The organism is Ruegeria sp. HKCCD7628 (assembly GCF_057221005.1).
Genome location: NZ_JBWVBA010000013.1, coordinates 26343 through 40493, shown reverse-complemented (window position 1 = coordinate 40493; position 14151 = coordinate 26343). Strand labels below are relative to the sequence as shown.

Annotated in this window: 11 protein-coding genes; 9 read left to right on the top strand and 2 right to left on the bottom strand. The window is 59.2% G+C overall.

From position 1 onward, the window contains the following. The first annotated feature begins 9 nt into the window (after positions 1-9). From AC2TAD_RS19595 to AC2TAD_RS19560, 8 genes are all read left to right on the top strand, one after another. Entirely contained in the window at positions 10-600 is a 591-nt protein-coding gene (locus AC2TAD_RS19595; protein ID WP_170356384.1) for a DUF6931 family protein, read from the top strand. Between the two features lie 2 nt (positions 601-602). Continuing rightward, the gene (locus AC2TAD_RS19590) at positions 603-908 is read left to right on the top strand and encodes a PAAR domain-containing protein (protein WP_170356385.1); all 306 of its coding nucleotides are present in this window, start codon (positions 603-605) and stop codon (positions 906-908) included. 10 nt (positions 909-918) lie between these two features. Beyond that, positions 919-2382 (top strand): type VI secretion system-associated FHA domain protein TagH, encoded by a 1464-nt coding sequence (gene tagH, locus AC2TAD_RS19585; RefSeq protein WP_480869814.1) that lies wholly within the window; start codon positions 919-921, stop codon positions 2380-2382. 36 nt (positions 2383-2418) lie between these two features. Next, positions 2419-3759: a type VI secretion system baseplate subunit TssK gene (tssK, locus tag AC2TAD_RS19580; RefSeq protein WP_480869812.1), complete on the top strand. Its 1341-nt coding sequence runs from the start codon at positions 2419-2421 to the stop codon at positions 3757-3759. Between the two features lie 93 nt (positions 3760-3852). Further along, complete coding sequence (tssL, locus tag AC2TAD_RS19575; RefSeq protein ID WP_480869810.1) at positions 3853-5286, top strand: type VI secretion system protein TssL, long form; 1434 nt, start codon at positions 3853-3855, stop codon at positions 5284-5286. After that, positions 5283-8855: a type VI secretion system membrane subunit TssM gene (tssM, locus tag AC2TAD_RS19570; protein ID WP_480869808.1), complete on the top strand. Its 3573-nt coding sequence runs from the start codon at positions 5283-5285 to the stop codon at positions 8853-8855. Before tssL ends, tssM begins: the two co-directional genes overlap by 4 nt. Then, positions 8855-9541, top strand: coding sequence for a type VI secretion system-associated protein TagF (gene tagF, locus AC2TAD_RS19565; RefSeq protein WP_170755855.1), 687 nt, complete (start codon positions 8855-8857; stop codon positions 9539-9541). Before tssM ends, tagF begins: the two co-directional genes overlap by 1 nt. Further along, entirely contained in the window at positions 9538-10260 is a 723-nt protein-coding gene (locus AC2TAD_RS19560) for a PP2C family protein-serine/threonine phosphatase (RefSeq protein ID WP_480869806.1), read from the top strand. Before tagF ends, AC2TAD_RS19560 begins: the two co-directional genes overlap by 4 nt. Positions 10261-10268: 8 nt before the next feature. On the opposite strand, the gene AC2TAD_RS19555 is transcribed toward AC2TAD_RS19560, so the two are convergent. Further along, positions 10269-12452: a serine/threonine protein kinase gene (locus AC2TAD_RS19555; RefSeq protein ID WP_480869804.1), complete on the bottom strand. Its 2184-nt coding sequence runs from the start codon at positions 12450-12452 to the stop codon at positions 10269-10271. Between the two features lie 36 nt (positions 12453-12488). After that, positions 12489-13022, bottom strand: a complete 534-nt coding sequence (locus tag AC2TAD_RS19550; RefSeq protein WP_480869802.1) for an OmpA family protein — start codon at positions 13020-13022, stop codon at positions 12489-12491. A 292-nt stretch (positions 13023-13314) separates the two neighbouring features. On the opposite strand from AC2TAD_RS19550, the gene AC2TAD_RS19545 reads away from it, so the two are divergent. Next, the gene (locus AC2TAD_RS19545) at positions 13315-14070 is read left to right on the top strand and encodes a M15 family metallopeptidase (protein ID WP_480869800.1); all 756 of its coding nucleotides are present in this window, start codon (positions 13315-13317) and stop codon (positions 14068-14070) included. Positions 14071-14151 lie beyond the last annotated feature (81 nt).

Sequence of the window (14151 nt, the reverse complement as noted above, 5' to 3'; positions counted from 1 at the left end):
GGCGAACGGATGAGCGAACGATTTGCCAATTTGACCAAGACACCCCAGATGCCTGCCGCCCGGATGTTGGCGGATGCCAATGCGCGGCTGGGCACCAAGCTGGATGCACCGGCCAGTGCGCCTCTGGACGTTGTTCTGGCCGAGCTTGAAGAAAAAGGCGCACCGATTGACATGTTGCGATTGCTGGGCGTGGCTCTACCGCCGCGCGAACGGGTCTGGTGGTCGTGCCTGGCTGCGCGTGACTATATCGGAGCCGCGCCCGATCACAACACGCCATCTCTGGCGGCCTCTGAGGCTTGGGTGTTTCGCCCGACGCAGGAAAATCGCGAAAAGGCCGAGCATACGATTGATCTGGCCGAGCCCGATGATGAGACCATAAATTGCGCCATGGGCGTGCTCTATGCCGACGGCACGCTTGGCACGGGCGAGCTTGCGTCGATGCCGGCCCCGCATGGCGCAGCCGAAGCGCTGGCATTTGCGATGAATGTCACAGCGATGGGCTATCATGATGGCGATTTCGACGCCTATGTGCAATTGCTGATCGACCGTGGCCTTGATATCGCTCGTGGTGGAAACGGCAATCTCGAGGCGAAGGAATAGACATGGGATTTCCACAAGCCCGCGTCGCGGATCTACACACCTGTACGTTTCTGGCCCCGCCGCCTGCGCCCCCCGCGCCGGTGCCTGCGCCGATGCCGATCCTGCCGCCCTGCTGCCCCACAGTGTTGGTGGGCAAGATGCCTGCCGCTCGCATTTTTGACATGGCCACACCCGCCTTTCCGCACCCGATCATCAAAGGCTCGGCGACGGTACTGATTGGCAAGATGCCAGCTGCGCGGGTGATGGATACCTGCGCCTGTGGCGGACCTATCGTCAAAGGTGAATTTACCGTGCTGGTCGGAGGATGAAGACAGAAGAATGACGGTCACGATCAAATTCCAATCCACCGGCATTGTGCCGGGCGACGGGCGTCCTGTGTCGATGCAGGGGGGATCGCTGACCGTAGGGCGTGGTCCGGCCAATGATCTTGTACTGCCCGACCCCGAGCGGACGCTCAGCAAGAACCATTTCGTGATCGAGGATCACAATGGCAACGTGGTGATCGTGGACCTGTCGACCAACGGGACCTTTCTGAACTATTCAAAGATTGCTTTGGGTCGAACGCCGACACCGCTGAACAATGGCGATGTGTTGACGGCGGGCGGTTATGAGATGGTGGTCGAGATCGGCGCCGATTTACCCTCGTTCGAAGAGATGATCCCGCAGCCGATGCAGCAGGGCAATGTCTCGCCCGGACAGTCGCAAAACGCGCCGGATCCGCTGGATTTGCTGGACGCGTCCTCGCCGGGAGGGGATTTTCTGGATGACCTGCTGGGCGGTGAAGCCCCTAAAGGACCGGGTCAGATCGCAACGCCTGATCCCATGGACGGACTGCTGCCACCGCTCGGTGATGATGACCCGTTCTTTGCCAAACCTGCCGATGCGCATCAGGGCTTGGGGGCGAGCGACCCCATGCACAACCCCTCGGCCACGGATGCGTTTTCAGCACCCGCCAGTGGCGGCGGCGCGAACCTGATCCCCGACGATTGGGATGACGATTTCCTGTCGCCGCAAGAGCCGTCCTCTTCGGACCCGTTTGCTGCGTCACCGCCGGAACCGGCCGCTCCACCGGCCAAGCCAACACCGGGCGGGCGTGCGGCCCCACCTCCGCCGTCGGAACCTGTGGCTCCGACGCCTGCGCCCGAGCCTGCGAATGAGCCCACAGTGGTCGAAACGCCTGCGCCTGCTGCTTCAAGCGGCGATCAATCCGCCGCCCGCGCGCTGCTTGAGGCGCTTGAGGTGGACGATCTGCGCATCGACGACGCCGATCTGCCCGCCACGATGGGCCGGATGGGGCGCGTGTTACGGGCAATGATCACGGGTCTGCGCGAAATTCTGATGACGCGTACCTCGATCAAGTCTGAATTCCGCATTGACCAGACGATGATCAGCGCAGGCGGAAACAACCCACTAAAATTCTCGATCAGCGCCGAACAGGCGATCGAGGCGTTGGTGAAACCGCGGGTCAAAGGCTACCTCGCTTCTGAGGAGGCCACCGCCGAGGCGTTGAACGATATCAAGGCCCATGAAGTTGCCATGGTCACAGGCATGGAGGCCGCGCTCAAAGGCGTTTTGTCGCGGCTCGACCCCGAGGTGCTGGCCGGGAAAATCGAAGGCTCCGGCAAACTTGGGTCACTTTTCAAGGGTAAGAAGGCCCAATATTGGGAAGTGTATGAAAAGATGTATGCGGAAATTTCGGATCAGGCCGAGAATGATTTTCACGATCTCTTCAGCCGGGAATTCGCGCGTGCGTATAAGGAACAGCTGGAAAAGCTGAAGTAGCGCCCCATCGGGCGCAATAAAAAGGGAGGGCAGCCATTGTCCTGGGACAGCAAGGTGCTTTGGACCGAAGGGTTGTTTTTGCAGCCCCACCATTTCCAGCAGGCCGACCGGTATACAGAGGCGCTGGTGGCCGGGCTTGCGCGCCGGGTGACACCCTATGCCTGGGGGCTGAGTGCGTTTGAGCTGGATGACGAAGTGCTCAAGGTCGGGCAAATTGCGCTTAAATCCTGTTCAGGGCTGACGCCGGACGGGCAGGTGTTTCGCGTACCGCAAGCCGAAGACCATCCGCCCGCTTTGGAAGTGCCCGAAACGATCAAGGATTGCGTTGTTTACCTGACCGTACCGCAGCGGCGGCAAGGCGCGTCTGAGGTGGATCTGAGCGGGGCGGAACAATCCGTCAGCCGCCTGCGTCCCGCCGAACAGGAAATCACCGACGTGATGAGCCAGCAGAAAAAGCCGGTGACGCTGGGCGTTGGCAAGCTACGGCTGCAATTTGCGCTGGCGGTAGACGATCTGGCCGACAAGCTGGCCATTCCGATTGCCCGCATCATCGAAGTGCGTCCGGACAAAGAGATTGTCCTGGATCGCGGCTTTGTGCCCTCGGTCTTGGATGTGCGCGCAGCCCCGGCATTGGCGGGGTTCATGAACGAGCTTGAGGGGATGCTGTCGCACCGGATGCAGGCATTAGCCGGGCGGCTGTCCGAAGGTGGACCTGCCAAGGGTGCTGCCGAGATTTCGGATTTCCTGCTGTTGATGGTGATCAACCGCAACCTGCCGCTGGTGCGTCATTTCGCCAATATCGAAAACGTGCATCCAGAACACGCCTACCGCGTTTGCGCAGCCCTTGCCGGTGAATTGGCCACGTTCATGAGCGCCGAGAAAGAAGCCGTGCAATTCCCCGCCTATCAGCACGACAACCTGACCGAAAGCTTTGCCCCGGTGATCCGAGTGCTGCGCCAATATCTCAGCTCGGTGCTGGAGCAGACGGCGATCTCGATCCCGTTGGAGCCGCGCAAATACGGCATCAGCGTCGGTGTGATTGCTGATCGCAAGCTGATCGGCTCGGCCGGATTTGTGCTGGCAGTTAATGCGGATATCCCCGCCGAAGACGTGCGGCGGCACTTCGCGGGTCAGGCCAAGACCGGCCCGGTTGAGGAAATCCGCCAATTGGTGAACTCGGCCCTGCCGGGCATCACTTTGCGCCCGCTGCCGGTCGCGCCGCGCCAGATCCCGTACCATTCGGGCGTGGTCTATTTCGAACTGGACGCAGCCAGCCCGTATTGGAGCAAGATGACCACTTCGGGCGGGATCGCGGTGCATGTGTCGGGGCAATATCCCGGATTGCAGATGGAGCTTTGGGCGATCCGCAATCAGTAGCCGTCCGGGCCGTTGATTGGTACGAAACAAATTGATGGGGCTGCCTGCGTGGACCACTGGACCATGCGGGCGCTGTGAGGAAGCAGGTAGATCATGTCCGACAACGATCCTTTTGCCGAACCGGACGATACAGATAAGACGGTCATTCGCCCCAACCCGGGTGGGCGACGTCAGGCCGGGACCATGCCGCAACAACCCGCCGCGCCTCAGCAACCGGCGGGTTACCCCGAGCCGATGGAAGCGCCTCAGCCGCAGCCCGCTGCGGCAGGGGACGGATATGGCGTACCTCCGGCGCAGGCCCCACAGTCGCGCCCGCCACAAGGCGGTGGGGAACAGGTGGCCGCAACCGGGATGAACCGGTTGAACGCCTGCGCCGCACCGCTGTTTTCGCTGATCAGCCGTATTCGCAACCGCGCCCAGCACATGGACCCCGACAAGCTGCGCCAAAGCGTGGTGGCTGAAGTGCGCAGCTTTGAAAATGCCGCCCTACAGGCGGGCATCCCGGCGCAATCGGTCAAAGTGGCGCGTTATGCTCTATGTGCGACGCTGGATGATGTCGTGCTGAACACTCCGTGGGGCGGCCAGTCCAGTTGGGCGACGCAATCACTTGTTGGCACCTTCCACCGCGAGACGGTGGGCGGGGATCGTTTCTACGACCTTCTGGCGCGGCTGGAACAGGAGCCTGCGAACAATATCGAGCTGCTGGAATTCGTCTACATGTGCCTGTCGCTGGGCTTTGAAGGTCGCTTGCGGGTCGAACAAGGCGGACCGGACAAGCATCTGCAAATCCGGCAGGGTCTGGCTCGGGTCATCCGAGCGCAACGTGGCCCTGTCGAACGTGATCTGGCCCCGCATTGGGAAGGCGTGGACAAGCCTTACCGCGCGCTCAGCATGTGGAAACCGGTCTGGATTGCGCTTGGCGTGACGGCGCTTTTGCTGGTGATTGAATTCAGCGGTCTGTCCTATGTCCTGTCGAACAAGACGGAAAATCTTGTGGGTCAGATGTCGGTGATTGACGCGGGCCCCGTGACCGAGTTGCAGCGCCGCGCGCCCCCGCCTCCGCCGCCACCTCTGCAACAGCAACCTCAGATCGCGAAGGTCGTCGAATTCCTTCAGCCCGAGATTGATGAGGGGCTGGTCGAGGTTTTTGAGAAAGGCAATACGCTGGTTATCCGCATCAAGGGGTCGGGCATGTTCGGGTCAGGCTCGGACAGTCTGCAAGACAAATTCCAAGAGCCGGTGCGCCGGGTTGCCGTGGCGTTGAATGCCGAGCCGGGCACGGTGATCGTGACCGGACATTCGGACAATGTGCCAATCCGGTCAGCGCGCTTTCCATCCAACCTCGCCTTGTCGCTGGCGCGCGCAAAATCGGTGATGAATAAGATGTCACCCGAATTGACCGACCCCAATCGCCTCAGCGCGGAGGGCCGGGCCGACAGTGACCCGATTGCCGACAATTCCACCCGTGAAGGCCGCGCCACCAACCGCCGGATCGAAGTCCTGTTGGTGCAGGAGGATACTCAATGACCGCCCGTAGAATCCTGAGATTCATCTTCTTGTCGATTTACACCGTGCTGTTTTTTACAGCGACGGCGTTGTCCTTGTGCCTTTATTTTTTCGGACCACTTATTGGGTCGGATGAATGGCGTCCTTTGGATGGGATGACGGCGCGGTTGATCTGGTGCGGTGTGATTTATGCGTTTTTCCTGATCATTGCGCTAACCATCTTCTTTGTTCGTCGTCGTCGCGAAAAGAAGCTGACCGAAGAAATCACCGAAGCCGTCAGCGACGGCGGCGACATGATCGACAGCGAAATCTCGGAACTGCGCGGCAAGTTGAAAACTGCTATGGCAGAGCTGCGCAAGTCCAAGAACGGACGGCGGCATCTGAATGAGCTGCCGTGGTATGTGATGATCGGCCCGCCGGGCGCGGGCAAGACCACTGCCATTGTGAATTCCGGCCTGAACTTTCCGCTGGCCGATGAGATGGGTAAAACCGCGATTGGCGGTGTTGGCGGCACGCGCAACTGCGATTGGTGGTTCACCGAAAACGCCGTTCTGATCGATACGGCCGGGCGATACACGACGCAGGAAAGCGACGCTCAGGTCGATAACGCGGCGTGGATTGGGTTCCTTGGGCTGCTCAAGAAATACCGTAAGCGCCAGCCGATCAACGGGGCGATGATCGCGATCTCGTTGTCGGATCTGTCTTTGCAGGATGAGATCACCCAGAAAGAACACGCCAAGGCCGTGCGTCGTCGTCTGGAAGAGTTGCGCGAAAAACTGGGCGTGCGCTTTCCAGTCTATATCCTGTTCACCAAGGCCGACCTGATTGCCGGGTTTGCCGAGTTCTATGACAATCTGGGTAAGGAAGATCGCGAACAGGTTTGGGGTTTTACCTTGCCATTGGACAAGTCCCGGTCTGAACAATCCCCGGTTGCCGCCTTTGACGAGGAATTCGCCTTGCTGCTGGGCCGTCTGAACGCCCAATCGCTGGAGCGGATGCAGACCGAGACCGACCCCCAGCGCCGCGCCTTGGTTGCGGGCTTCCCGATGCAGGTGGCCTCGTTCCGCAAGGTGGCGCATGAATTCCTGACCGAGGTGTTTCAGGACAGCCGCTATCAACACCGCCACATGCTGCGCGGGGTCTATTTCACATCCGGCACGCAAGAAGGCACTCCGATTGACCGGCTGATGTTGGGCATGGCGCGTACCTTCGGGATCGGACGTCAGGCGATTGGTTCGGGTCAGGGCTCGGGCCGGTCGTATTTCCTGACCCGCCTGTTTGATCAGGTGATCTTCCGCGAGGCCGGTCTGGTCAGCGCCGATGACAAGGTTGAGCGGCGCTATAAGATCACCAAATGGGCCTCGGTCGCGGCGACGCTGATTGCCGCTGTTGCAGTGGGTGCCCTGCTGGTTCGCAGCTTTTCGGGCAACTCCGAACTGATCTCTGAGGCGCAAGAGGGCGTATCCGTCTATCAGGCTGCAGCGGCGACGCTGCCACCCAGCCCGGTGGGCGATACCGATCTGGTGCCGGTGGTGCAGGCGTTGAACACGCTGCGCGATCTGCCCGCGAACCCGACCCTGTCCGACCCGGACCCTGAAACGCGCCTGACCTATGGCCTGTATCAGGGGGATGTGATTGGCACGCAGGCGGCGCAAACCTACCGCGCGGCGCTGAACCAGCGCCTTCTGCCACGTCTGCTATTGCGGCTCGAAGAACAGATGAGCGCCAATATCAACAACCCCGATGTGCTGTATGAGGCGCTGAAGGTTTATCTGATGTTGGGTCTGCAAGGTCCGATGAACCAGAATCTGGTCAAGGAATGGATGAATATCGACTGGACGGTATCCTTCCCCGGCCCCTCGCGCGAGGAATTCCGCGCTGATCTGAACGACCATCTTGAGGCATTGCTGAGCCAGCCGATGCAGGCCGTTGCGTTGAACGGGCCCATGGTCGAGCAGATACAGGGCCTGCTGTCGGAACTGCCGCTGGCGCAGCGCGTGTACAATGGGATCATCTCAAGTCCATCCGCGACGGCTCTGCCTGAATGGCGGATCACCGAAGTCGGCGGCCCTGCTGTTGCGCGCGTTTTGGTGCGGTCCTCGGGCAAACCGTTGAATGACGGGATCGAGGGGATCTTTACCTACCGCGGTTTCAACGACGTATTTGTCGGCGAAGCAGTTGGCGTAGCCAAACGGGTGCAAAAGGAAAGCTGGGTTCTGGGTCCGCGCGGCGAGGCGGAACAGACCGAACTGGCGCTGGCCGCGCTCAGCCGCGATGTGCTGGACCTGTATTACAACGACTACATTGCGCGCTATGACGCGATGCTGGGCGATATCGACATCGTGCCGATGGAAAGCCTCAGCCACGCTGTCGAAGTGACCAATGTGCTGTCCGGTCCAACCTCGCCTATCGTGAATATCCTGAACTCGATCTCGGACGAGACGAAGCTGACCGAAAGCCGATCGGTTCTACCCAATTCGGATGCTCTGGGTGAAGGGCTGTCCAGCGCGGCCAGCCTCGAGTTGCAGTCGGCGACCTCGGTCCAGACGCAAATCCTGCTGGAGGCCTTGGCCAAATCCAGCGGCGCGACCGCATCGCAGCCGGTGCAAGAGCCGGGCCAATATGTCGAGGATCGGTTTGCCTGGCTGCACCAGCTTGTTGACCGGCCCGAGGGGCAGCCCTCGCAATTGGATCAGTTGATGGGGTCGTTGACGGGCGTCTATCAGGAACTGAACAAGATGTCCTTCAGCGGAACCTCGGGCGGCGAGTCAGGGCAGGCGCTGCAGCAGTTTCAGCAAGAAGCGGCTCGCATTCCCGGCCCAATGGAACGCTGGGCGGTGCAGATCATCGACGGATCGTCGGGGATCACGTCTGACAGTACACGGGCCTCGCTGAACGCACGCTGGCAGGCCAATGTGCTGCCCTTCTGCGAGCAGGTCGTCACTGACCGCTATCCGTTCAGTCGTAGATCCGGGGCAGATGTGGCGATGGGCGATTTCAGCCGGTTGTTCGGCCCGCAAGGTCTGATCGACACCTTCTTTACCGACAACCTCGCCAAACACGTGGACATGCGCACGCGCCCTTGGAGTTGGAAAAGCAGCGTAAACGAGGCCGATCTGGGCATTAGTCAGGCCGTTCTGACCCAATTCCAGAACGCCGCCGAAATCCGCGAGGCTTTCTTTGCCGCGGGCCCGCAACCCCAGATTCAGTTCCAGATCATGCCCGAGGCGCTGGACCCCAAGGCAAAGGGCGTCACGCTTGAAATTGACGGACAATCGCTGGAATTCCGCCATCGCGGCGGGCTGCCTTCGCCGATGGCGGTCACGTGGCCGGGGCAGGTTGGATTGGCGCGGGTCACGTTCCAGCCCGATAAACGCAACATCGAAAGTGTGTTGTCCAAGGACGGGCCATGGGCGTGGTTCCGCCTTCTGGACGCGGCCGAGGTGCGGCGGACCAACGTATCGGACCGCAAGAAGGTGATCTTCAATGTCGGCGGCCGGATTGCGATCTTCCAGTTGCAATCTGGCTCGGTCATCAATCCCTTTGCCCTTCCGGCGCTGCAAAAGTTCAGCTGCCCTAAATCGTTCTGATGCAGCGGACTGGGTTTGGCGCGTTTGGTAAGATGCCTTCGGTCGGAGATTTTTTTCGGCTGGGGGTTTCACAGGATTTCGTCCAGCCATGGGATACCTGGATTCAGCACAGCATGTTAAACGCTGCTGAAGCTCTGGGACCTGTGTGGGACGCGCATTACATGTCCGCACCCATTTGGCGGTTTTGTCTGGCGCCGGGATTGGCAGGCCCGCAAAAGATGTTGGGCGTTTTGATGCCATCAGTGGATCGGGTCGGACGACGGTTTCCCCTGACTTTGGTATCGGGCGTATCTAATGAAGGTTCGGCAATTCTGTCTCACTTCCGGGCCGAGGCAACATACCGCCAGCTTGAAGACTTGGCTTTGGCTGCGCTTGAGGATGACATGACGCGGGACAAACTGGCCGAGGGATTGGAGGCGCTGGTGGTTCCATTACAAGAGCCGACTTCTCCGGTTCGGGCCGAGGGAAACACGCTGGTTCTGACGCGCGGGGAAGTCGCTGACAGTCTGTTGCCCGACCTCGCGGCGGGGTTGGTCGCGCATCGCTATCGGTCTCCGACAATCTGGAGCACAGACATCGGCGGCGTCCCTCGGATGATGGTCTGCGAAGGTTTACCGCAAGGATCAAACATGCAAGGTTTGTTTAATCTTCACGCTGCAGTCTGGACCGAGGCAAGGCCACTATGAATTCAAGTCACCGCGTTCGGTACAGCGCCCGCAGCCATGTCGGCCTCAAGCGCAAGCTCAATGAAGATGCCGTTTTGGCCCTTCCCGAGGAAAGCCTTTGGATGGTCGCGGACGGTATGGGCGGCCACGAAGGGGGCGATTACGCCAGCGGTCTTGTCGCTGACATGGTCGCGGCAATCCCCCCGGGACTGCCACCAGCGGATCGACTGGTGAAGTTGCGGGATGTGTTACAGCAAGCGCATTCGGCAATCCGTCAAGAGGCTGAGACCCGTGGCGGTAAAACCATGGGCACGACCGTTGCCTGTATGATGCTGGCCAACGGCCATTTCGTCGGTTTGTGGGCGGGCGACAGCCGCATCTATTTGCTGCGTGACAACCAGATTCAAATGCTGACCACCGATCACTCGGTTGTGGCCGATCTGGTGTTGGCGGGCCAGATGAGCTGGGATGAAGCGGAACAGCATCCCCAATCAAATGCGATCAATCGTGCGGTTGGTGTCGGGGATGTGCTGGAACTGGACAAGATCCGGGGCGAGGTTCAGCCGGGCGACCGGTTCCTGATCTGCTCGGACGGGCTGAGCAAATACGCGACATTCCCGATGCTGGAAAAGGCGCTGTCCGAGATGCCGATTGAAACCGTCGCCGATCAGTTGATCCAGATCGCGCTGGACGGGGGCGGGGCCGATAATATCTCGGTGATCGTGGTCGATATTCCCTGAACCCCGCGCTATTGCGCGAGGGTGGTCAGGATACGGCTGTCCAGCGACAAAATCTGCGTTTCCACATTGCGATCCTGTTCGCGCAGCGCCTCGGCATATCCGGCGGCGGATTCCGTGGTGGGGCGCAGTGTGTCGAACAGTTGATTGTCGGTATGCAGCACGATTACCTTGCTTTTGCCCAAGGTGCTGTCATCAACCTGAAAGGCAATGCCGCCGTTTTCCTGACTTTCGGGGATGGAATACGCCACGCGAACCGACAATGGCCCACTTTCTCCATCCCGCAGCGCGGCAATCCCGTTTTCTTGCCGTGTCACGTTTGGCAGTAAGTGGAACACGTTACCAGACACATCGAGAACCGAGACAGACAGGAACCCGTCTTGCACATCCTGCGGTAAGTCCACGTCAATCACCGGGTTCTGTCCTACGACAAAATCTCCGGTTGGGTTCGGGGCGTCGTTTTGTTCACCGTTGAAAAACGCGATAGAGATGTCGCTGGTCGGAGCACTGGGTAGGTAGTTCTCTATCAGGCATAATGTCGGGTTCAACACGTTCACACCGTCCAGATCAATTGGCCGCTCACCGACCAGGGCGGTCAAAGCGGTATTCAGCCCAACCAGACTGTCCTGAGACGCCAGAGTGCCACTGACCCGAACTGCGGTCTCAGGGCCATACCCGGCGGTGGGGGCGTTTTCCAGTTTCAGCGCACCGCAATCGGCCAGGCCAGCCAAGATCGGGCGGATATCGGCAGCGGGCAGGAACAGTGGCTCAAGCTCTAGTTCGACTGAGCCCTGCAACCCGGCGGGCAGTCCTGCTGAATAAAGCTGTTCCAGCTTGTCATGCAGCGCCTGATCCGTGGTTTGTCCGGTCAATTGAGCATCGTTTCCGTTCACGACCAGCCGCCATTCATCCAGCTCCATCACTGTTTCGATGACGTCACTGACCGCAGCGCCCCAGCTTTCCGAGATTTCCCCAGACGCCAACGTCAGATCAACCGTCCCACCCTGATCGGTGATCTCGCGTGTCATCGTGTCCCGTGTGTCTTCCGAAGGAACAAAACCGACGGCGCGTGGCGGCAGGCCCTCGCGCTTGTCCGCCACCAACGTATAGGGTGCGGCTACGGGATATTGGGGCCCAGTAAAGCTGTCGAATGCGCCGCTGAAATAGGCACCTGCGCCACCGCCGACAATGACCAGCGCGCCAAGGGCGGCAACCAGCCCGGTGCGCGATTTCTCGGGCGTTTCGACCGGAGGTGCAGCGGGTGCTGCGACGGCCGGGGTAGGCTGCGCAGGGGCCGCAGGTTTGCTTTTGGGTACGATTATGGTTGCGTCGTCATCGGTTTCGGCAGGGGGGGATTCCGCCTGTCCCGACCGGGCCGAGGACAAAGCCCTCAATACATCGCTGGTCGACTGATACCGGTCATCGGGGTCCGGCGCTGTCATCTTGTCCAGCACGGTTTTCAGAGGTTCGGGCACATCTGCAGTGTCCAGCGGTTGTTTTTTACTTTCCACAACCTCCAGCAAGTTACGCCCGGAATTGGCCTTTTCGCCCCGGAAGTTCGCCAGCAGCAGCGCGCCCAGGGAATAGATGTCGGTACGCTGGTCGGTCTTTCCCGACAGCTGCTCGGGTGCAGCATAGGCGTATTTGCCAGCGAACTCTCCGCCCACGATGGTTTCTGCGCCGGGGTTGGTATCCTTGGCGATGCCAAAGTCGATGATTACTGCCTGCGCAGGATCACCGTCACGCAGGATGATGTTGTCGGGGCTCAGGTCACGGTGGACGATGTTGCGCGCATGCGCGGCCTCGAGCCCCTCGCAGACGCGTTTGCATATGGTCAGAATGTCGTCTGCCGACATAGGACCATCAGCCAGTTTCCGGTCCAACCCCGGCCCGTCGACATAGTCCATCACCAGATAGACATGTCCGTCGGCAGTACGGTTGTTTTCGGAATAGCGCACCACCGCGTCATGGCGGATGTCGCGGATCTCTTCCTCACGGGTTAACAGAACGAGGTAATCGTCGTTGCTGGAAAATTCGGCCTTCAGAACCTTAAGCGCCGCCAGACGCCCCGATATCTCGGAGCGCGCGCGATAAACGTCAGAGGTACCACCCCGCCCAAGGATTGCCTCGATCCGATATGTATTGTTCACCAGATCGCCCGGCTGAAACAGGTCGCCTGCGCGGGATTCAGTCATGCTGCCCTCGAAATTGTGTTTTATGAGGAGACTAAATCAGCCGAGCGCCTGAAATTCAACGCGGCGGTTTTCGTCGGCGCGCGGATCGTCCTTGTTCAGAGGTTCGGCTTCACCTACGCCCAGTACTTCCAGTCGCCCTTCGGCGATACCGCAATCGCTGACCAGAAAGCGTTTGACTTCTTTCGCGCGCAGCAGAGACAGATTTTGGTTGTAGTCCGCAGATCCTGCGCTGTCAGTGTGGCCGATGATCTGAAAGACGTTAACGTCGACGTTTTTCATCGCTTGGCACAAGGAGGACAGCTTGGGTTTTTGATCATCGCGCAAGGCGGCCGAGGCGAAGTCGAACCGAACCTGAATATTAACCTGATCTTCCGAGGCCACCGGTTGATATTCGGCCGGGGCCGCAGCAACTGTGGTTTCCACAGCGTCGTCGGTTGCTTCAGTCGCGGCTGTTGAGGGGATGATCACCAAGCCGCGCGTTTTTTGCTTGTTGAATGCATCGGTGATTTCGTCGGCTGTTAGTTCATTGGATTGGGCCAAAGCGAATTGCGTCGTGCAAACGAGGGCCATGGCCGAAGCCCCGAAAAATTTAAGTCGAGAAAAAGTAATCATTACCGGAGTCCTTCCCTGTTTGGGACAAAGAGTACCCGTGCCTCAGGTGTGCGACAATGAAGAAAGTCACATTTGTGATTAAGAAATAAAGCCGAGCACGTGACATCTTGCGCGACGACTTTTAGATTTGGGCGCAATTGAATTGAGATACAGGTAAACACATCAGATGCGCATAGTTCCGGCAGTAATTCTTGGAGTTTCGATTATTTTGGCCCCTGTTATCTGGTATGTTTTTCCACTGATTGTTCCTATGGAAAGTGATTTTGAGGGGCCAGCAATCGATTCAGGCGCGCGGATCGAAATCGAAATGCTGAGCCAACAGGTTGAAGATATGCGCAACGAGATTGAGAGGCTGTCGCTCGAGATATCGCGATCCCAAAGCGACGGTTCGGCCGTGTTGCAAGGCGCAGACGGGGCGGACGACTATGGATATGACAGCACCAGCCCAAACGAGATCATTGATGCTTACGCTCAGGTTGTCCTTATCGCCAACCGCAACGAAGTTAATCAAGAACTCAAACTGGCGAGTTCGTCGTTTCTGAAAGAGAAATTCGGGCTGCCGCGCGAAGACTTAACAGATAATTGTCAGTCCATGACCAACCCGCGGTTAGAAGAAAACCTTGTATTAGAAGAAGTCGGCCCGGTTCGGGTACGCATGTTGAAACCGGCAATAGACTCTCTGCGCGTTGTTTTCGAAAACATCCGTCGCACGGACCCCGACCTCTTTGCACGTATTAATACAGCCGGGTCCTTATGTGTGCGGCGGATTCGTGGCGCGACCTCATCCGCATCGGCCCATGCCTATGGCCTGGCTGTTGACTTGAATATCGACGGAGTGTTGGACACGCTGGGCGATGGTAAAACCCAGCTGGGCCTGACTATTCTGGCCGACTTCTTCCGGCAGGAGGGCTGGGTATGGGGTGCGGCCTGGGGTCGAGAAGACTCGATGCATTTCGAGGTTAGCCGCAACAAGATCGAAGAATGGTTGGAGCAGGGACTTTTGTAAAATCGTCGAATGATACGATGCTCTGTGAACTAGGACACGGACAGTCTCGGAATCAATCGTGATATGGATAACCTCAATCCA